The sequence below is a fragment of the Streptomyces sp. NPDC050759 genome, from assembly GCF_044456945.1.
In the GTDB taxonomy this organism is placed as follows: domain Bacteria; phylum Actinomycetota; class Actinomycetes; order Streptomycetales; family Streptomycetaceae; genus Streptomyces.
This window is the reverse complement of sequence record NZ_JBITGI010000002.1, coordinates 567,198-586,568: the sequence shown is the minus strand read 5'-3', so window position 1 is coordinate 586,568 and position 19,371 is coordinate 567,198. Positions and strand designations below refer to the sequence as shown.

The following is a 19,371-nucleotide window of genomic DNA, read 5'->3' as shown; positions in this document are numbered from 1 at the left end:
GATGAGCGTCCTGCGGAAGTCAACCCCCCATGTCGCCGCAGAGGGTGCGAACGTCGCCGCCGATCTTGCGGTGGTCGACCGGACCCCCGACAATCCCCGCATGACCTCCACCATCCGCCATGTGACCATCGACTGCGCCGACGCCTACGCGGTCGCTCACTTCTGGTCCCAGGTCCTCGGCCGGCCGCTGCAGGAGGAGGACCGGCCGGGCGACGAGGAGGCGCTGATCGAGGACGCGGGCCTGCTCTTCGTGACCGTCCCGGAGACCAAGACCGTCAAGAACCGGCTCCACTTCGACCTCCAGCCCCAGGACCGCACCCGCGACGAGGAGGTGTCCCGCCTCCTCACCCTGGGCGCCACGCTCATCGACGACCAGCGCACGGGCGACGGCATGGGCTGGGTGGTCCTGGCCGACCCGGAGGGCAACGAGTTCTGCGTGGAGCGGAGTGCGGCGGAACGCGAATACTGAGCCACGCCCGGCCCCTCGGGGGGAGCACGCTTCGGCCGGCACCGACACAACACACGTCTAGCGTGCCCCGGTCCCGAGCAGCGTCCGTGTGAGCCGGTGGGCGAAGTCCTCCGGGTGCTGGAGGATGCCGAGATGACCGCCGGGAAACTCGACGAAGTCGGCCTGTTGCGCCTTCGCGAGGAACTCGGCGGTTCGGTACAGGAGTTGACCGCGGGAGTCGGTCCCCGCGGCGACGGTGAGGCGGGCCTGCGAGGGGCCCGCCTCGGGGACGTACGCCGTGAAGGGCCCGAGGACATGTGCGAGGGAGAGCGCCATCGGATTCACCAACTCCTCCTCACGACTCAGGGGTTGGCCCTCGGGAAGCTCCCCCGCGGCCTGCTCCTCCAGTACGGCGGTCATCAGGGCGCCCGCCGCCGCGAGTCCCTTGGCCCGGTAGACCTCGCAGATCTCCCGGAACGCGGCCTGATGCCGCGCCCCGTCCGGAAGTACCCCCACACACGGCGGCTCGTGCGCGACGACGTGCCGCAGCCGGTCCGGGTGCCGGGCGAGCAGATCGAGCGCGGCGATGGCCCCGGCGCTGGTGCCGAGGACGTACGCCGCCCCGCCCTCCGGGAGCGTCTCGTCGAGCACCCGCCGCGCCCCGTCGCTCCAGTCCTGGACCCGCTGGTCCTCGACGGGTTCGCCGAGGCGGCCGTGGGCGAGACCGAGGTGGTCGTAGGTGACGACGGTGAAGTGCCCGGCGAGCGATTCGGTCATCGGACCGAGGCCCATCGGGTGTCCGGCACCGCCGGGGAGCAGCAGCAGTAAGGGGCTGTGGCCGGTGATGTCGTAGTGCGGGTCAGTCATCGGTGTTCTCCTTTTGGGGCCAGTTCTCGAGTGCCACGTGCAGGGCGTCGACCACCCTGTCCCAGGACTTCTGTACGTCGCGGGGGGCGCCGAAGCCGCCCGCCGATTCCAGGGCGCAGTAACCGTGGAAGGTGGCGCGCAACAGGCGTACCGCGTCGGTGAGATCGGGTTCGGTAAGGCCGTAGGTCCGGACCATGCCGTAGGTGATCTCGGCGGTACGGCGGAGCGCGGGGGTGCCGGCGATCAGCGACTGGTCGATCCGGATCTGCGTGGCCGCGTACCGACCCGGCCGCTCCAGCGCGTACGCCCGGTAGGCGCCGGCGAAGGCGGTCAGCGCGCCCTTCCCGGCCCGCCCCGCCACCGCGGCGGCGATCCGGTCGATCAACTCGCCGCCGGCCAGCAGGGCGAGCCGGGTGCGCAGATCCTGCAGGCTCCTGACATGCGCGTACAGGCTCGCGTCCTTCACGCCGAAGCGCTTTGCCAGGGCGGCCAGGGTGAGGTTCTCGAAGCCGACCTCGTCGGCGAGGTCGGCGGCGGCCTCGGTGAGGCGGTCGGCGGTGAGGCCTGCGCGGGGGACCATGCGTGCTCCGTAAACCTAGGGTTCCTAGGAAGATACGTGAAGGCACAGGAAAAGGCCCCGGATTTTCCAGTCCGGGGCCTTGAGGAGGTGAGCCGTAGGGTCAGGCGGTCGCGAGCGCCGTGCGGAGCGTGCGGACCGCCTGGGCGATGGCGGCCTCGGCGGCGTGCGTCTCGCGCAGGGCGTTGAGCATCACGAAGTCGTGGATGATGCCCTGGTAACGGACCGCGGTGACCGGGACTCCGGCCTCGCGCAGCTTGTTCGCGTACGCCTCGCCCTCGTCGCGCAGGACGTCGGCCTCGGCGGTGATCACCAGGGCCGGGGGCAGGTCGCGCAGCTGGTCGACGGAGGCGCGCAGGGGGCTCGCGGTGATCTCGGCGCGCTGCTTCTCGTCGGTCGTGTACTGGTCCCAGAACCACCGCATGGCATCGCGGCGCAGGAAGTACCCCTCGGCGAACTGGTGGTAGGAGCCGGTGTCGAAGCCCGCGTCGGTGACCGGGTAGAAGAGGACCTGCTGGACGAGCGGGACGTCCCCGCGGTCCTTGGCCATCAGGGTCAGCGCGGCGGCCATGTTGCCGCCGATGGAGTCCCCGGCCACGGCGATGCGCGTGGCGTCCAGACCCTTGGCCGCGCCCTGCTCCACGACCCACCGGGCGACCGCGTAGTTCTGCTCGACGGCGACCGGGTAGCGCGCCTCGGGGGAGAGGTCGTACTCCGGGAAGACGACCGCGGCGCCGGTGCCGACGGCGAGTTCCCTGACCAGCCGGTCGTGGGTGTGGGCGTTGCCGAAGACCCAGCCCGCGCCATGGAGGTAGATCACCACGGGGAGGGTGCCGGTGGCGCCCGCGGGCTTCACGATCCGCGTCCGGACGCTGCCGGTCGGGCCGCCCTGGACGGTCACCCACTCCTCGTCGACGGCGGGCTTGGCGATCTCACCCGACTGCACCTCGTCGACCGTCTTGCGGCCCTCGACGGGGCCCAGGTCGAAGAGGTACGGCGGGTTCGCGGTGGCCTCTGCGAAGGCCTGGGCGGCGGGTTCGAGCACGGGGCGGGGGGTGTTGTCGGTCATGACGATCTCCTCGGATCGGGTGCCGGGGACGCGCTCAGTCTGCGGGTTCGGCCGAGTGGCGGCATGTCGAGAACGGTAGCGCGCTATTCAGTCGTGCACAACTTATTAGGGGTCGATAGAATCGAGGGGACTCGAACACGTATGGTGAGGGCCCATCGAAGGGAGCGGTTCCGTGAGTACGTCCGCAGACAGGCAGGTCGAGCACTCCCAGCTCCTGGACGACCAGGTCTGCTTCGCTCTCTACGCCGCGTCGAGAGCCGTCACCGCGCGCTATCGCCCGCTCCTCGACGAACTCGGGCTGACCTACCCGCAGTACCTGGTCATGCTGGTGCTCTGGGAACAGGACTCCATCTCTGTACGCGATCTGGGCACGGCCCTCCAGCTGGAGTCCAGCACGCTCTCACCGCTGCTGAAGCGGCTGGAGGCGGCCGGACTGCTGCGCCGCGAACGCCGGCCGGACGACGAGCGTTCGGTGGCCATCCGGCTCACCGAGGAGGGGGCGGCACTGCGGGAGCGGGCTCGGGCGGTGCCGTCCGCGATGGGGGACGCCATGGGGCTGACGCCGGATCAGGATGCCGTGGTGAAGCAGCTGCTGCGGTTGATCACGAGCAATGTGACGGCGGGTTGACGGGACCGGGACGTGCCGTAAGGCGGTCGCGGATCCCTCGCGAGGTGAGCCGCCGTGCCCGGGTCGGGCTCCGATCACCTTCAGGTCGTTCCGAGTTCATGTTTCGCCTCGATCCTCCACAGGCGGCGCAGAGGTGCCGCGGAAGGCAGTGGCATCCAGGAGGCGTTCATGGGGCACGGGCATCACCACCACAGACACGACCACGAGCACGACCACGGGCACACGCCCACCGCACCCCTGCCCGCCGCCTTCGACCCCTCCGTTCCCGACGAGGCGCTCAACCCGGAACAGCAGTCGCGCCGCACGCTGTTGCGCCGCGCCGGACTGCTCGGTGCGGGACTGACCGCCGGGAGCGTCCTCGGCGCGACCGCGGCCACGCCCGCCTACGCGGCCACCAACGGCCGCCGCACGGGCGGCTTCCTCTGGCTTGCCGGTGACCATCACATCCACACGCAGTACAGCAGCGACGGAAAGTACCGCGTCGTCGACCAGGTCCGCCAGGGCGCCCGACACGGCATGGACTGGCTGGTCATCACCGACCACGGGAGCACGACGCACGCCAAGATCGGTGTGGACAAGGTGAACCCGGACATCAGGGCGGCCCGGGACGCGTACGAGGACACCCTCGTCTTCCAGGGCCTGGAGTGGAACATCCCGGGTGCCGAGCACGGCACCGTCTTCGTGCACCCCGGCAGGAACGAGGTGTCCGTCCTCAAGCAGTTCGAGACCGACTACGACGGCAGCGTGAAGGGAGCCTCCGACTCGACCCCCGCCAACGAGGCCCTCGCCGTAGCGGGCCTGGCCTTCCTCGGCGAGCAGGTCCGCCGCCGCAAGGTCAAGGACGCGCTGATGCTGGCCAACCACCCGGCGCGGCGCGGTGTCGACTCCCCGCACGAGATCCGCGCCTGGCGCGACGCGAGCCCGTCGCGGCAGATCGCCGTCGGCTTCGAGGGCGCCCCCGGGCACCAGGCCGCCGGCCTGCCCGCCCCGCTCGGCATGGCCCGTGCCCGCGGCATCTACGACAACAGTCCCGGCGCCAACTCCTTCGCGGGCTACCCGCTGGAGAGCTACCGCACCTGGGGCGGCTTCGACTGGATGACCGCCACGGTCGGCGGCCTGTGGGACAGCCTTCTCGCCGAGGGCAAGCCCTGGTGGATCACCGCCAACTCCGACTCGCACCAGGTGTATGCGGACACCGCGGTACGCGGTCCCGGCGGCGACTTCACCACCGACGGCCGCTACCAGGACCCGGTCTACGGCGGGCGGATCGACATCACCCAGGGCGACTACTGGCCCGGCCAGTACAGCCGTACACACGTCGGCGCGGACGGCTTCTCGTACGCCGCCGTCATGGACGGCATGCGCGCCGGCCGTGTCTGGGTCGACCACGGTCAGCTGATCAGTGGCCTCGACGCACGCGTCGCGGGCGGCGGCCGCTGGGCCACGCTCGGCGGCGCGCTGCACGTCAAGAAGGGAGCGGCTGTCACGCTCAGTGTCGACGTGGCCCTCGCCGGCGGCCCCAACTGGGCGGGGTTCACCCCCAGGTTGGCCCGCGTGGACGTCATCCGGGGCGAGGTGACCGGCCCGGTCTCCGACCAGGACACGTTCACCGCTCCGACGGCGAAGGTCGTGAAGTCGTACGACATCGACAAGACGACCGGCACGGTACGCCTGACATACGAACTCGGCCGTGTGGACCGCCCGTTGTACGTCCGTCTGCGCGGCAGCGACGGCAACCGGTCCGGCGTCGGTGCGATGGGCGCGGCGGTCGACCCGGCGGGCCCGGCCATCGACGTCGTCGGCGATGCCGACCCGTGGCGCGATCTGTGGTTCTACTCCAACCCGGTGTGGGTCCTGCCCTCGTGACTCCGTACGTCCTCACCGTGGACGCGGGCATCCGCGACCTGCGCGCGGCCGATCACCTGCTCCACGAGCTGGCTGCCGAACTCGCCCTCCCCAAGGGCGCGTTCGGCTGCACGCACCTCGTGCGCGGCGACCGTCCGCGGGTGGCCGTCTCCCTCGCCCTGCCGTCGTCGCCGCTCCTGCGCACCGCCCGGGAGCGGCTGACGGCACGAGGGCACGAGGTGTCCGACGGCGCCCCGGACGCGATCGGCCGCGCGGTGATCTACCCCGGTGTCGAGTCCCTCACCGGCACACTGACGATCGCGGAACTGCTCGCCCGCTCGGCGATCGACCGTGTGGCGGTCCTGGGCGGCACCGGCCAACCGGTCCCCACCACCCGGATGATGACGAGGAGTCACGTACGGCCCCAATGGCAGGACGGCGCCCTGGTGCTGACGGCGATGCCCGCCGCGTACGGCACCCTCGTCCCCTTCGAGGTGCAGGACCCGACACCGTGCTGCGCCGACCACTGATCCCGACGCCCCGGCATGACGTGAGACACGCGGCCGTCGGTCCGGAGGTCACAGAGGTGTGGCGCGCCCTTGTGGTCGACGCTGAGAGCGAACGCCTTACGGCACGGCCGGGTGAGCGGGCGCGGGTTCCGCGTACGACTGTCTCCTCCTACGGCGCGGCCCGCCGACAGCCGGTTTCCGTGGACCGGTCGTGCAGGTAGCGGGACTGCTCCAGAGGGGTGAGGTCGGTGTCGACGGCCGCGCAGATGTCGTGGATCGCGCGGGCCGGGTCGGGCAGGTCGACGTTCCACAGCTCGACGGAGCCGTCAGTGCCGATGGCCAGCGTGCGTCCGTCGGGGCTGAACGCCACCGCTTCGGGTGAGTGCGTCGGAAGGGTGAGTCTGGTCTGGCCGGTGGCGAGGTCCCACAACTGGACGCCTCTTGTGCTGCTCGCGGCCAGGGTGCGTGCATCGGGGCTGAAAGCCAGCGATGCCACTGCACCGCCGACAGAGAAGCTGTCCTGGAGTCGGCCGGTGCGCGCGTCCCACATCGTCACCGATCCGCGAGTGCCGCTCACGGTGGCCAGGGTGCGGCCGTCCGGGCTGAACGCCAAGGACGACAGGGTCTGGGTGCCCTGCTTGATGGTGCGCCGGGTGCGTCCCGTCGCGGTGTCGAGCAGCCTGACTTGGTCACCGTCGGCCTCGGTGCCCACTGCGGCGAGTCTGCGTCCGTCCGGGGTGAACACCATTCTCTGGCTGCCGGGCTGAGCCGTGGTGTGCCGTACTCCGGTGGAGAGGTTCAAGAGGTGTACCGCCCCCAACCGGCCGACGACGGCGAGCCATGTCCCGTCGAGGCTGAAGACCGCCGTGCCGCCGGCGCCCAGGGCACGGCTCAGGCGAAGTCGGCCCGTGGCGACATCCCGGACCTCGATCGCCCCCTTCTTGACGGACCTGGCAGCCAGGGCACGGCCAGTCGGGTCGAACGCCACGGCCGCGAGGCGGCTAACCGGGAAGCGCGGCTGCTTTCTTCCGGGAGCCGAGTCCTTGTCGAGCGGCAGTGAGGCTTCGCGGTCGCCGGTCCCGGCATCCCAGAGTTGCACTTCCCCACGGCCGACCGGCCCTTGGCGGACCGTGGCCACCGCGTGTCCGTCCGGGCTGAAGACGATGTCGTCGATGGAGGTGCCGGCGGAGCCGGGCAGAGTGGTCTGCGGGAGATCGGCGGGCAGGCGGTGGACACGGACGTCGGGGTCCCCGTTGTTGCTGGTGACCAGGGTTCGGCCGTCCGTACCGAGGGCCACTTTCATGGTTCCTCGTCTGTGGTGCCCGGCGGTCATGGTGGCCCGTGCCGTGCCGGAGACGGTGTCCCACAGTCGCACCGTGTCGTCGACGCTGGGGATGGCGATTGTCCGCCCGTCGGGGGAAAAGGCCATCTGGCTCAACCCGACGGGCACGTCCTTGAAGGTGTGCCGCACGATGCCGGTGGCCGCTTCCAGCAGTTGCACCGAACCGTCGCCGCGGGCCACCGCGTACGTCCGTCCGTCAGGGCTGAAAACCACCGCCCTGCCGTCGATTCGGCCGCCGCCGACGGTCCGAGTACGGCCGGTGGCCACGTCCCACACCCGCACGAGTCCGTCGAGGCCCACCGCGGCGACGGTCCGTCCGTCAGGGCCGAAGGTGACCGCCTCCGGGTCGGGGTGCCCGGTGAAGCCGCGCCGCTTGCGGCCGGTGGCCACGTCCCACACCCGTACGGTCGTCGCTGAGGCGGCGGCCACGGTACGACCGTCAGGGCTGAAGGCGATCCCGCGTATCGAACCGCCGGGGAGGGTGAGGGTTCCGAGTTGCCTGCCTGCGAGCGGATCCCACCTGCGGATGACGCCGCCGGTGGCTACGGCGAGGGTGCGTCCGTCGGGACTGAACGCCGCGACTTGGCCGCTTTCGTCCGGGCCGGTGAACGTCTGTCGGAGCTGGCCTCCTGGCAAATCCCAGATCCTTACTTTTCCGTCCCTGGTTTGGTCGGCGACGGTGTGCCCGTCCGGGCTGAGGGCGACGGAATCCACCGGTTCGGTGCCGCCGACCAGGCGCTCACGCAGCGGCAGCGCCGCGGCGGCATACAGGGCGGCGGCGGCCTCCCGGGTCGGGCTGGTCCGGTAGGCGTGCACGGCCAGCAGTGCGGCGAGGTCGGGGTCGGAGTCCATCAACGCGCCCGACTCGGCGGCCAGTTGCCGGGACTGGGCCAGATGCTGGGCGGTGACCGCGCTCTGCCACTGCCCCACGGCGAGGCCGGCGGCGACGAGGGCGAGGCACAGGGCGGCCGTGACCGCGGTGAGCACCAGCCGGGACCGGCGACGGCCCTTGTGCTCGTGGTCGCGGCTGGCGTCGAGGTAGGCGTGCTCCAGGTCGGTCAGGTCCTCGCGCGGTGTGCCGCCGAAGTGTTCCCGGGCGGCGGCGAGCCGGCTTCCCCGGTACAACGCGCCCTCCTCACGGCCGAGTTCCTTCCAGGCGTGGGCCGCTTCGGTCAGGTTCCGGTGCACACGCAGGCGTTCGCGGTCCTCCTCGATCCACCCGCGCAGCCGGGGCCAGGCCGTCAGCAGTGCCTCGTGGGTGATCTCGACCGTGTCCCCGTCCAGGGTGAGCAGCCGCGCCCCGGCGAGCGCCTCCACCACCCGGTCGGTGTCGCCAAGTTCCTCGCGCTCGACGGGACGGCGGGTGTCGGGCGTGCCGTCCCCGGGGGCGACCATGCGCAACAACACCCGGCGGGCGGCGGCCGCCTGGTCCTCGGTGAACCGTCCGTAGATCTTCTCGGCGGTCTTGGCGATCGCGCCGTCCAGGCATCCCGCCGCCTCGTACCCCGCCAATGTCAGTGTCTTGCCGCGGCGGCGGCGCCAGGTCTCCAGCAGCGCGTGGGACAGCAGCGGCAGCCCGCCCGGCGCGTCGGCGACCTCGTCGACCAGCCGGGTGGTGAGGGCGCGTTCCACGGTCAGTCCGGCGGCCGTGGCCGGCTTGACCACGGCGTCGCGCAGTTCCGTCCGGCTCATCGCTCCGGTCAGGAGGTTGGCGTCGCGCAGGGCGTCGGCCAGCTCACGGTGCTCGGCGCAGCGGCCGTAGAAGTCGCCGCGCACCGCCAGCAGCACTCGCAGATGGCTCTCGGGCTGCCGGGCCGTCAGCAGCAGATCGATGAAGCGAGCGCGTTCCGCCGCGTCGTGGCAGAGGGTGAAGACTTCCTCGAACTGGTCGACGATCACGACCGTGTCCGCCCCGGCGTTGCCGTCGCTCTCGTCGCGGGGAATCGCGGGTGTGAGAAGCGGTGCGTGGCTGCGGGAGGGGCGTTCGCCCGGTGTCAGGATCCGGATCGCGGCCGGGCGCGGGCCCGGCTCCTGAGCGCGCCGGAGGACGGGTATCAGGCCGGCCCGCAGCAGGGAGGACTTGCCGCTGCCGGAGGGTCCGAAGACCGCGGCGAACCGTCGGCGGCGCAACAGGTCGACCAGGTCAGCGGTGAGCTGTTCCCTGCCGAAGAACAGGTCGCTGTCCCCGGTCTCGAACCGTGCGAGACCCCGATACGGCGCGTGTGCTCCGTTGTCGTTGCGGGAGCCGTCATCGGAGGACTCCTCCACCGCTGCCTTCCAGCGGGCCTCCCATTCCGCCGGGTCCGCACCGCACGCCCCCGCATAGGCCAGCACCACCGGGAGCGTCGGCAACTGCTCACCCGCCGCGGCCTGCGACAGCGTGGTCACCGAATAGCCCGCCCGCCGCGCCAGCGACCGGTAGGTGATCCCGCCCGCCTCCAGCCGCAGCTTGCGTAACTCGAACGCGAACCGCTGTACCGGTCCTGCCGCCGGATCCAACGGCACCTCACGACGCCCCGCCACACCTTCACCCCGTTCAATGTTCGGCCGCCAGAACGGTACTGCCGAACAATGCGCCGGCCGGTGAACTCGGTGATCAGCGCACCCCGACCGGGGTCTGCCTGATCGAAGAGGACTCCGCTCACGCATGGAATCCCCACCCCTCGTCCTCCCCTCAGCGAAGCTGGGGTGGCTGGACGCGTTGCGCGGTATCGCCGCACTCGTCGTGGTGTTCGACCACTCCTCGTACACCTTCATGGCGGACTTCCGGCGGGAGTTGATGCCGCAGTTCAACACCAGCCGCTACGGCATCATGGTGTTCTTTCTGGTGAGCGGCTACATCATCCCCGCGTCGCTGGAGCGCCGGGGCTGCGTCCGGACGTTCTGGATCGGGCGGATCTTCCGTGTGTACCCGCTGTGGGCGGTGGTCGTCGTGGTGTTCGTCGCCGTCCACCTCCTGGGTGTCGCGGAGCTGCACGACTTCGGCGGGCAGAGCGCTGTCACCGTGGTGGTCGCCCACGCCACGATGCTGCAGGAATTACTGGGAACGCCCAATGTCCTGCTGGTCCTGTGGACGCTCTCCTACGAGATGTCCTTCTACCTGCTGGTCGTCGCCCTGTTCACGGTTCGCCTGCACCGGCAGTCCGCGGCGATCGCGGTCACCCTGGCGGTGCTCTCCGCCGCGAGCGTGACGGCGGGCGCCGCACTGCCCGCCTCCGCCCTGTCGGGCCTGGTCGGCACCGGCCCGCTGATCGTGTGCGCTTCGATCGCCATGGGGCTCGCCATCTGCTGTGCGAGTGCCGGCTCACCTGTGCTCCGGGTGTTCGGGGGTGTGCTGGGCGGGGTGCTGGCGCTTCTCCTGGTCCCGTTCAACGGCACGGTCCCGCTGTGGGAGGGCCTGGTGATCCTCGCCGTGATGTTCCTCGGCACCGCCGTTCACCGTGCCGAGAACGGTCAGGGCACCTGGCGCCGGACGGCCGGCGCCGCTGTCCTGGTCGTCGTCTGTGCCGTGGGGAGCGCGTACTGGTCCGGCCCCGACGACCACTTCGCACGGCGCGGCTGGATCGTCTCGTTCCTGCTGGCTGTGCTCACCTTCGCCGTCGGACTGGCGTCGCGCGGTCGACGCGTACCGCCGATGCTGACCGGACTGGGAACGATCAGCTACTCGCTCTACCTGGTGCATCCGGTCCTGCTGGCGGTGATCGACGGCACGGTCGGGCGGCGACGGCAGGACAGTCTCGTGCTCGAAGTGGCCTTCTTTGCGGCGCTGTTGCCCATCTGCCTGCTGACCCACCGTTGGGTCGAAGCGCCGAGCCAGGCCTGGGGCCGCAGGGTGGCGGGCCGTGTGCGGCCGCCGCGTACCGGGCGTTGAACACCCCTGTGGAATCTGAGAGTTGACTCTCACAATATGTGAGAGGACACTCTCATAATATGCAGTCCGACAATCGCTTCGGCGACATGGAGATCACTGATCCGAAGGCCATGCGGGCGCTCGCACACCCCGTACGGCTCGCCATCCTGGAACGCCTCCAGCGGCATGGTCCGGCCACCGCTACTCAGTTGTCTCCGCACGTCGGGGCGACACCATCGGTGGCGAGTTGGCATCTACGGCATCTCGCGGGCTTCGGGCTGGTCCGGGACGCCGTCGACGGCGGGGCGGACCGGCGGGAGCGACGCTGGGAGGCAGTGGCGCGCGGGTTCCGGTTCGAGACGCCCGAGGACGAGGACGGGCGGGCCGCGGCCCAGCTGCTCGCCGGGGAGATGTTCGCCCGTACCGCCGACCTTCCGATGCGCTGGCTCACCGAGACCGGACCCGCATTGGAACAGGAGTGGGTCGGCAAGGTTGTCGCGAACAACACCCGGATCGTGGTCACCGCCGATGAACTGGCCGCTCTCAAGGACGCGATGGAGGAACTCCTCGCGCCCTACGTCACCCGTGATCCCGCTCGGCGGCCGCAAGAGAGCAGGGGCGTGCGGGTGCTCCTGTACGCCTTGCCGGAGGCGGCCGACGGTACCGGTGACGCCGCTACGACCTCATGACACGCGAAGCAGGGCAGGACTCCTTGTGGCGTGACCGGCGCTTCGTCCGGTGCTGGGCGAGCAGCGCCGTCTCACAGTTCGGCGACCGGGTCTCAGAGGTCGCGGTGCCGCTGATCGCAGTCGGGGTGCTGGACGCCTCGGCCGCGCAGGTGGCCTGGCTCACCGCACTTGCCTGGGCGCCGTACCTGCTCGCCCTGGTGCTGGGGGCGTGGGTCGACGGCCGGACACACAAGCGGCGGCTACTCGTCGTCACCGACCTGGTACGGGCGGTCGTACTGCTGTCTCTGCCCCTCGCGTATCTGTGGGGCGCCCTCACCCTCGGTCAGCTGTACGCGGTGGCGCTGCTGACCGGGTTCGCCGGCGTGGTGGCCGGGTGCGCGTGGATGCCACTGTTCGCACGGCTGGTGCCGAGTTCGTCCTACGTCAACGCCAACAGCAAGTTCAGCGCGGCCCGTTCGGCCTCCTTCATCGCCGGTCCCGCGGCGGGCGGCGGGCTCGTCCAGGCACTGGGCGCGCCGGTCGCCGTGATCGCGGACGCCGTGTCCTTCCTGGTCTCCGCGCTGCTGCTGAACCGGATCACGGTCGACGAGCCCGCACCCGCCGCCCGTACCGGCGCCGCCTTGCCCGCGTTGCTGCGTGACGCCCGCGAGGGCCTGGCCTTCGTCGTACGGCAGCCGGTACTGCGGGCGGGCCTCGGGTGTTCCACGACCGTCAACTTCTTCACATTCCTCGCGGGCACCGGCATGGTCGTGCTCTTCGCCGACCGCGAGCTCGGGCTGTCCCCGGGCGCCATCGGGCTGACCCTCGGCATCGGGGCGGGCGGCTCCCTCGTCGGAGCGCTGACCGCTCCGCGGGTGTCGCGGCGGATCGGGGTGGGGCGGTCCATCACCGTCGGGGCCGTACTGTTCCCGGCGCCCTTCGCCCTCGCCGCGATCGCCGGTGGGCCTGACTGGGCGGCCGCCGGGCTCCTGGGTGCCGCCTACTTCCTGGTCGGCCTGGGCGTCATGTGGTTCGACGTCAACCTCAACTCGCTGCAGGCGGTGGTGACTCCGGACGCCCTGCGCAGCCGTGTGGTGGGCGCCTACAGCACCGTCAACTACGGCATCCGTCCCCTCGGCGCCCTCGCCGGAGGCGCACTGGCCACGGCCTTCGGCCTCCGGGCGACCCTCGTGACGGTCGCCGTCGGAGGGGTGCTGTCCGTGCTGTGGCTGCTGCCGTCCCCGATACCCCGAATACGGTCCCTGGAGACCGGTCCGTGGCACGGAGCCCCCGAACCGCCCTCTCCCACACGGGAGTCTGGCTCGCCCGGTCACCCCGCCCGGACGGACTAGGTGTGGTGTCCCGGGACCTTGGTCACGCGAAGTCCTCGAAGGTGAGCTGCTGCGGGATGTCCGCGAGTGGTTCGGGCGGCTGGTCGAAGACGATTCGGTAGTTGCTCCCGGCGGTCCGGCTGATGGGCGGTCGGCCGTCGAGCGCGAGGGTCGAGGTCCCGGAGCCGGCCCACGTCCTCGCCTCACCAGGATGCGGTGGACGGTCGCGGGCGCGAGTGTGACGTCGTGCAGCCGCTGTAGGTCGGCGGCGAGCCGGGCCGGCCCGTGCTTGGTCTGCCGCCGCAGCGCCTCCACCAGGTCGGCGATGTCATCGGGGGTGCGGGGCGGGGCGGGAGAGGTGGTCGAGTAGTCCGTTCTCGCCGTGCGCGCGCCGGCGGGCGTGCCACTTGGCCAGGCAGCGGCGGGAGATTCCGGCTTCCGCGGCCACGTGCGCGATCGGACGTCCGGCGTCGATCACGCAGACACAGGCGCAGGCGTCCTTCGGGGGTCAGCGGTGCGTTCCGGTGTCCCCTGCTGGTGGCGCTCCTGGACTCGGCGGCCGCGTTCATCGGGAGCCCTGGGATCTCAGGGCTCCCGCGTGAGCGGCTTTGCGTGGCGTCAGCGTGCGAACTTTTCGATGGCCGCTGAGGTGACGGGGGTGAAGAAGTTGACGAGGTTGCCGTCGGGGTCACGGAACAGCAGCGACCGGTTGCCCCAGGGCATCGTGGTGGGCCCGTTGACGAAGTCGGTGACGAAGCCGGTCAGGTTCTGGTGAACGCGGTCCACGTCGTCGACGAGGAACTCGGTGATCACGCTGTGGTTGTCCGCCGGGCGGGCAGAGCCCGGGGCGAACAGCGGGACGGTGCGGGTGCCGGCGATCGCGAGGGTGGCGCCCGCGGTGTTGAGTTCGGCGAAGTCTTCGGTGGCCCACGTCGCCCGCGCCCCTGTGGCTCGCTCATAGAACTCGACGAGGCGTGCCACGTCGCTGGTGATGATGCGGATCGAGACGAAGTCCATGGGGATCTCCTTGGCTGTGCTGGAGGCGTGCACTGCGCAGGCTAGGAGAAATAGTGGACAGAATCGGTCCTGTATTCGCACTAGGTTGTGCACATGCCCCGACCCACTGCCCGCGTGCTGACACTCCTGGAGCTGCTGCAGTCGGGCGGCACCCGAACGGTGGCCGAACTGGCCGACCGGCTCGGCGTCGAAGGGCGCACCGTGCGGCGGTATGTGGACCAGCTGATCGACCTGGATGTGCCTGTGGAATCGGTGCGCGGCCGCTACGGCGGGTACCGGCTCGCTCCCGGGTACCGCTTGCCTCCGCTCATGCTCAGCGACGACGAGGCGCTGGCCGTGCTGCTCGGCCTGGTCGCCGGCCGCCGAGCAGGGCTGACGACGACGGAGCACACGGCAAGCGAGACGGCATCGGCGAAGATCCGGCGGGTGCTGCCCAAGCACATCGCCCGTCGGCTCGACACACTCCTGGAATCCCTCGCCTTCACGGAACAGCCCGGCGAGTTCGACACCCCGGACGCCGGGGTCCTGCTCACCATCGCCGATGCGGTGCGCCACCGCCGACCGGTCTCGATCCGCTACACCGACCGCGAGGGACGGCGCAGCGAACGCACGCTGCACGCGTACGGGATCGTCGCCCATGCGGGCCGGTGGTACGTCACGGGCAAGGACGCCCGGATCGGCGAGGACCGAACCTTCCGGCTCGATCGCATCGCAGACGCGCGGACCCTGCCCGGCTCGTTCGAAGCACCCGTGGGTCCCGGTCCGGCACAGCGCGTGTTGTCAGCGTTCGCCACGGCCGAGTACCGGCATGAGGTGACCTTGCGGATCCACGGGACAGTTGAGCAGATCCGCGCCCACCTTCCCGCCGGCGTCGCGAGCCTGGAGGAGCACGAGCCCGCGGCAGGCCAGGACCGGGCGACCGAGCGCTGGCTGCGCGTCGAGCTGCGGGCGGAGCGGCTCGACTGGTTGCCTCCAGTACTCGCCTCACTCGACCGGCCGTTCGTCATCGAGCGCCCCGATGAACTGCGCGACCTCGTCACCGCGCTCGCCGATCGCCTTGCGTCCTACGCCCGCCAAGCCTGACCGCGGGGAACCAATGTCATGAGATGGCACAACCAGGGGTACTCCCGTCGCACCACTTCCCGCGATTCCCGGGCCGCGGCACGCGGGCGCCGAAAGTCGTTTCCGTGCCGGTGTCGGCGGCTCTAAGGTTGCCCAGGTTGTCCGGGACCTGGGGAGGGGCATGGCGTACGAGGCGCGGCGTGACGGGGAGTCCGATGGCCGTACGGCGTCCCCGTCGTCCGACGACAAGTCGCGCCCGCTGTGGCGGCAACGGGACTTCGCCGTCTTCTGGGCCGCCCAGACCCTCTCCGTTCTCGGTGACTCCTTCGCCCTGATCGCCCTGCCCCTGCTGGTACTGGAGGCCACGGGCTCCCTCGCGCGGATGGGGCTGCTGACGGCGGTGGGCGGGGCGGCCGCGGTCGTGGCGGCGGTGTTCGCGGGGGTCGTGGTGGATCGGGTCGACCGGCGCCGACTGCTCATCGCCTGTGACCTGGTGCGCCTGGTGCTGTACGGCGTGATCCCGGTGGTGTGGCTGTTCGGGCCGCAGGTCTGGCTGCTGTACGTGGTCCTGCCGCTGTGCGAGGCCGTCGGCACGCTGTTCGCCGTCGGCTATGTCACCGTCGTACGGAGTCTCGTCGGGACCGGGCAACTGACCGAGGCCAACGGGCGGTTGAACGCGACCGCGGCGGCGGCCGGGGTACTGGGCCCGCTGTGCGCGGGCATGGTGGCCGCCTGGACCGGACCGGCCGCCGCCGTCGGGGTGAACGCCGCGAGCTTCGGGGTGTCGGCGCTGTGCACGGTTTTCGTGCGGTTCCGGGCTCGGCCCGCCGGAGCGGACGGCGAGCGCAGCGGCCTGTGGCGGGACTTGCGCACCGGAGCGGCCTTCCTGCGCGGCCATCCCGTCCTGCGTACGCTCACCGCGCTGCTGTTCGTCTTCAGCTTCCTCACGTTCGGCCTGAACGACCTGATCATCTACCACCTCAAGCACGACCTGGGCCACGGCGACGACACGGTCGGCACCGTCATGGCCGTCGGCGCGCTCGGCACGATCACCGGCGCCCTGCTGGTGGCCCGGGCCCGCCGCCGGCTCGGCTTCGGCGTGACCTGGACGGCCGCGGTCGCGGTGTGCGGGCTCGCCTTCGCCGGCATGGGCTGGGCGCGGGACGTGCCCGTCGTCGCGGCCCTGAGCGCCGCCTTCCTGGCCTGCGTCGCCGTGGCGGGCACCTGCTCCATGTCGCTGCGCCAGGAGGTCACCCCGGAACCGCTCCTGGGCCGGGTCACCGCCGCCTTCTGGACCCTGCACTACTCGGCGGCCCCGATCGGCGCGGCCGTCCTCACCTGGGCCGCAGAACACCAGGGCACGGCCCCGGTCGGCGTGGCCGCCGGCGCGTGCTGCGTACTCATCGCGGTCACGGCGCTGTTCACCCCCGTCCGGCGGGCCTGAGACCGCGTCGGCCGGGCGGGGGCCGACATCATCCGTTGACCCCCGCATAGTGCCGAAGGCTCCACCGCCACAGCACCCGCGAGCCCAGGTACGCCACCACGCCCAGCAACGGCGACACCGCCGCCAGCCAGTACGGGACGCCGGTGTCGTGGCCGTGGCCGGTCAGGACCGCTGCCGGGAAGTAGGCGACGAAGGCGAGGGGGAGGCCGTAGGTGAGGAGGCCGCCGACGGCCTTCGGGAGGACGTTGAGGGGGTAGCTGCCGAAGGTGCCGAGGAGTTCCTCCAGCCAGCGGCTCCAGTAGTCGGCGGCCGGGAAGCGCAGCGCCGCGCAGGTGATCGCCGTGAAGAGGGCCGCCTCCAGGAACATGCCGCCGATGATGGCGGCGATCAGGTACGAGATGCGGCCCGGTGTCCAGTCCAGTTGGCTGCGGCTCAGAGCACCGACCATCAGGCCCACCGCGACCGTCAGGTCGCCGATCGCGTTGGTGGGGAAGAAGGCCAGCTGGAGTTGGCGGTACACCGGCATCGGGCGGGTCAGGTAGATGTCGATCCTGCCCTCCTGGATCTGCCGGCCCGCGCCGTGCACCCGGCCCAGCAACAGGACGAACAGTCCGTGCGCGAGCATCCTCGTCGCCGGGATCAGAAGGACCTCCGAGCTGTCCCAGCCGCCCATCCCGGTGAACCGGGTCAGCAGCACCGTGGCGAACACGATCACCGACACCTGCCAGATCGCGCCGATCGCGATCATCAGCAGGAACTCGGTGCGGTACTCCAGCTGGGCACGGAAGTTGAGACGCGTGACGCGCCACGCGATCCGCATGCCGTTCACTGGCCTCAGCCTCCTTGGGAGATGACGCGGCGGGCGGCCCGCCGCCACAGGAAACGGGTGAACAGGAAGAGCGCCACGACCCAGAACGCCTGGATCGCCAGCTGCTCGAAGGCATCCGACAGGGGGATGCGGCCGATGTAGATCGACAACGGCACGCTCAACGTCGCCTGGAACGGCAGGAATCCGCTCAGCGTGATGAACCAGTCCGGGAAGAACCACAGCGGCGCGTACACACCGGACAGCAGGTTCTGCGCGAAGATCAGGATCAGCATCGCCGCGTTGTTGCGGACCGTCCAGAAGCACAGCTGGTCCAGGGTGAGCAGCACGAAGTACAGGACGCACTGGCCCAGGAGCAGGCTCAGCGCGAACACCCCTGCCACGGCTGCCGACCTGGGCGGGTCCACCACCCCGGCCGCCAGGCAGACCAGATAGCCGCCGAGCGCCCACGCGAAGCCGTACACCTGCTCGCCGAGGGCACGCAGGGCGTGGTAGCGCTGGGGCGGCAGGGGGCGCAGATACCAGTAGACGATCGTGCCGAAGTGCATGTGCTGGAGCACGGTGTCCCGGCCCGCGTACTGGTCCAACTCCCTGAGGCGGGAGGCGAGTACGGCCAGCACGGCGTATGTGACGGCCTGGCCCTCGGTGAGGCCCGCGGTGGTGCCGGTGTGTGCGTACAGGCCGTGCCACAGGGAGGCCACCAGGACCACCTGGACGGCCAGGCGGATCAGGACGGCCGTCATCCGGGGCGGCGCGTGCAGCTCGCCGAGCGGGGTGACGCGGGCGGCGCGCCAGGCGTGCAGGACGGCCATGTCAGACCGCCTCGGTCGCGGGTTCCGCGTGGACGTAGGCCGCCCGCATCACGTCTTCGAGGTCGGCCTCGTCGATGGCGACGCCCGTCACCTCGTACCGCTCGATGACCGCCTTCAGGGCCTGGTGCACGGTGGGGGAGTCCGGTCCGTCGGGGCTCTCGGGGCCGAACACGACCTGCGGGCCCTCCTTGCGCAGCACCGCGATCCCCGGCAGCGGGACGACGTCCGTGTGGGCGTCGGCCAGGGTCGCGCGGACCTGCCAGGTGGAGCCGAACTTTCGGCGGATTTCGTCGAGGGAGCCGTCGAGGACGAGCCTGCCGTGGTTGATCAGGACGACCCGCTCGGCGAGCCGCTCGACCTCGGTCATGTCGTGGGTGGTCAGCAGGACCGTACGGCCGCGCTCCTCCACCTGGTGGCGCAGGAACTCCCGCACCTGTTCCTTGACCACCACGTCCATGCCGATGGTCGGCTCGTCGAGGAAGACGACCGGCGGATCGTGCAGCAGCGCGGCCGCGAGGTCACAGCGCACGCGTTGGCCGAGGGAGAGATGGCGGACCCGGGTGTCCCAGAACGTGGACAGTTCCAGGATGTCGTCGAACTCCTTGAGGCGCGCGGCGTGTTCCGCCTTCGGCACCTCGTAGATGTCCCTGAGGATCGAGAACGACTCGCGCACCGGCAGGTCCCACCACAGCTGGGTGCGCTGCCCGAACACCGCGCCGATGTTACGGGCGTTGCGTTCGCGATCCTGGTACGGCACCACGCCCGCCACCCGGGCCTCGCCGGAGGTGGGCGTGAGGATGCCGGTGAGCACTTTGATGGTGGTGGACTTGCCGGCGCCGTTCGGGCCGAGCAGGGCGAGGAGTTCGCCGGGCGCCACGTCGAAGGTGATGTCCGAGACGGCGTGCTTGGCGACCCGCTCCGGGTTGACCAGGGAGCGAAGGGTGCCGGCGAGGCCGGGGCGACGGACGGTGGTGTGGAAGGTGCGGGACAGGCCGCGAACCTCGATGTTTCCGGGCACGCTGTGAACTCCCTTGTTGCGAACAAGAGTTACGGCCGGTCGGCTTGGAAGGCCGACC

Annotated in this window: 18 protein-coding genes; 9 read left to right on the top strand and 9 right to left on the bottom strand. The window is 70.9% G+C overall.

Annotation, left to right across the window (positions count from 1 at the left end; genetic code table 11):
• Positions 1-100 precede the first annotated feature (100 nt).
• The gene (locus ACIBJB_RS08505) at positions 101-469 is read left to right on the top strand and encodes a VOC family protein (RefSeq protein WP_398927860.1); all 369 of its coding nucleotides are present in this window, start codon (positions 101-103) and stop codon (positions 467-469) included.
• Between the two features lie 57 nt (positions 470-526).
• Here the strand turns inward: ACIBJB_RS08505 and ACIBJB_RS08500 are convergent, their stop codons facing one another.
• The 3 genes from ACIBJB_RS08500 to ACIBJB_RS08490 all read right to left on the bottom strand — a co-directional run bounded on the left by ACIBJB_RS08500 (position 527) and on the right by ACIBJB_RS08490 (position 2,961).
• Positions 527-1,315: an alpha/beta fold hydrolase gene (locus tag ACIBJB_RS08500; protein WP_398927858.1), complete on the bottom strand. Its 789-nt coding sequence runs from the start codon at positions 1,313-1,315 to the stop codon at positions 527-529.
• Complete coding sequence (locus ACIBJB_RS08495) at positions 1,308-1,895, bottom strand: TetR/AcrR family transcriptional regulator (RefSeq protein ID WP_398927856.1); 588 nt, start codon at positions 1,893-1,895, stop codon at positions 1,308-1,310. The genes ACIBJB_RS08500 and ACIBJB_RS08495 overlap by 8 nt, the downstream gene beginning before the upstream one ends.
• A gap of 100 nt (positions 1,896-1,995) precedes the next feature.
• Positions 1,996-2,961, bottom strand: a complete 966-nt coding sequence (locus ACIBJB_RS08490; protein WP_398927854.1) for an alpha/beta hydrolase — start codon at positions 2,959-2,961, stop codon at positions 1,996-1,998.
• A 172-nt stretch (positions 2,962-3,133) separates the two neighbouring features.
• Between ACIBJB_RS08490 and ACIBJB_RS08485 the strand changes: the two genes are divergently transcribed.
• From ACIBJB_RS08485 to ACIBJB_RS08475, 3 genes are all read left to right on the top strand, one after another.
• A complete protein-coding gene (locus ACIBJB_RS08485; protein ID WP_398927852.1) occupies positions 3,134-3,589 on the top strand; it encodes a MarR family winged helix-turn-helix transcriptional regulator in 456 nt (151 codons plus the stop codon).
• Positions 3,590-3,757: 168 nt separating this feature from the next.
• Entirely contained in the window at positions 3,758-5,455 is a 1,698-nt protein-coding gene (locus ACIBJB_RS08480; RefSeq protein WP_398927850.1) for a PHP domain-containing protein, read from the top strand.
• Complete coding sequence (locus ACIBJB_RS08475; RefSeq protein ID WP_398927848.1) at positions 5,452-5,964, top strand: hypothetical protein; 513 nt, start codon at positions 5,452-5,454, stop codon at positions 5,962-5,964. The genes ACIBJB_RS08480 and ACIBJB_RS08475 overlap by 4 nt, the downstream gene beginning before the upstream one ends.
• 148 nt (positions 5,965-6,112) lie before the next feature.
• On the opposite strand, the gene ACIBJB_RS08470 is transcribed toward ACIBJB_RS08475, so the two are convergent.
• Positions 6,113-9,808 (bottom strand): helix-turn-helix domain-containing protein, encoded by a 3,696-nt coding sequence (locus ACIBJB_RS08470; protein ID WP_398927846.1) that lies wholly within the window; start codon positions 9,806-9,808, stop codon positions 6,113-6,115.
• A 124-nt stretch (positions 9,809-9,932) separates the two neighbouring features.
• Here ACIBJB_RS08470 and ACIBJB_RS08465 point away from each other — a divergent pair, with 124 nt between their 5' ends.
• From ACIBJB_RS08465 to ACIBJB_RS08455, 3 genes are read left to right on the top strand one after another with little or no spacing between them, the layout of a single operon-like run.
• Entirely contained in the window at positions 9,933-11,156 is a 1,224-nt protein-coding gene (locus tag ACIBJB_RS08465) for an acyltransferase family protein (protein WP_398927844.1), read from the top strand.
• Positions 11,157-11,215: 59 nt separating this feature from the next.
• Positions 11,216-11,824, top strand: a complete 609-nt coding sequence (locus tag ACIBJB_RS08460) for an ArsR/SmtB family transcription factor (RefSeq protein ID WP_398927842.1) — start codon at positions 11,216-11,218, stop codon at positions 11,822-11,824.
• Complete coding sequence (locus tag ACIBJB_RS08455; protein WP_398927840.1) at positions 11,821-13,155, top strand: MFS transporter; 1,335 nt, start codon at positions 11,821-11,823, stop codon at positions 13,153-13,155. Before ACIBJB_RS08460 ends, ACIBJB_RS08455 begins: the two co-directional genes overlap by 4 nt.
• Positions 13,156-13,462: 307 nt before the next feature.
• Here ACIBJB_RS08455 and ACIBJB_RS08450 read toward each other — a convergent pair whose 3' ends face one another.
• The gene (locus tag ACIBJB_RS08450) at positions 13,463-13,612 is read right to left on the bottom strand and encodes a helix-turn-helix domain-containing protein (RefSeq protein WP_398927838.1); all 150 of its coding nucleotides are present in this window, start codon (positions 13,610-13,612) and stop codon (positions 13,463-13,465) included.
• A gap of 140 nt (positions 13,613-13,752) precedes the next feature.
• The gene (locus tag ACIBJB_RS08445; RefSeq protein ID WP_398927836.1) at positions 13,753-14,151 is read right to left on the bottom strand and encodes a VOC family protein; all 399 of its coding nucleotides are present in this window, start codon (positions 14,149-14,151) and stop codon (positions 13,753-13,755) included.
• 93 nt (positions 14,152-14,244) lie between these two features.
• Here ACIBJB_RS08445 and ACIBJB_RS08440 point away from each other — a divergent pair, with 93 nt between their 5' ends.
• On the top strand, positions 14,245-15,234 hold the full coding sequence (locus tag ACIBJB_RS08440; RefSeq protein ID WP_398927834.1) for a helix-turn-helix transcriptional regulator: 990 nt from the start codon (positions 14,245-14,247) through the stop codon (positions 15,232-15,234).
• Between the two features lie 160 nt (positions 15,235-15,394).
• Positions 15,395-16,657 (top strand): MFS transporter, encoded by a 1,263-nt coding sequence (locus ACIBJB_RS08435; RefSeq protein ID WP_398927832.1) that lies wholly within the window; start codon positions 15,395-15,397, stop codon positions 16,655-16,657.
• Between the two features lie 28 nt (positions 16,658-16,685).
• Here the strand turns inward: ACIBJB_RS08435 and ACIBJB_RS08430 are convergent, their stop codons facing one another.
• The 3 genes from ACIBJB_RS08430 to ACIBJB_RS08420 are packed head-to-tail and all read right to left on the bottom strand — an operon-like array spanning position 16,686 to position 19,313.
• Positions 16,686-17,486 (bottom strand): ABC transporter permease, encoded by an 801-nt coding sequence (locus tag ACIBJB_RS08430; RefSeq protein ID WP_266557794.1) that lies wholly within the window; start codon positions 17,484-17,486, stop codon positions 16,686-16,688.
• A gap of 5 nt (positions 17,487-17,491) precedes the next feature.
• Entirely contained in the window at positions 17,492-18,295 is an 804-nt protein-coding gene (locus ACIBJB_RS08425) for an ABC transporter permease (protein ID WP_398927829.1), read from the bottom strand.
• Position 18,296: 1 nt separating this feature from the next.
• Positions 18,297-19,313, bottom strand: a complete 1,017-nt coding sequence (locus ACIBJB_RS08420) for an ATP-binding cassette domain-containing protein (protein WP_398927827.1) — start codon at positions 19,311-19,313, stop codon at positions 18,297-18,299.
• Positions 19,314-19,371 lie beyond the last annotated feature (58 nt).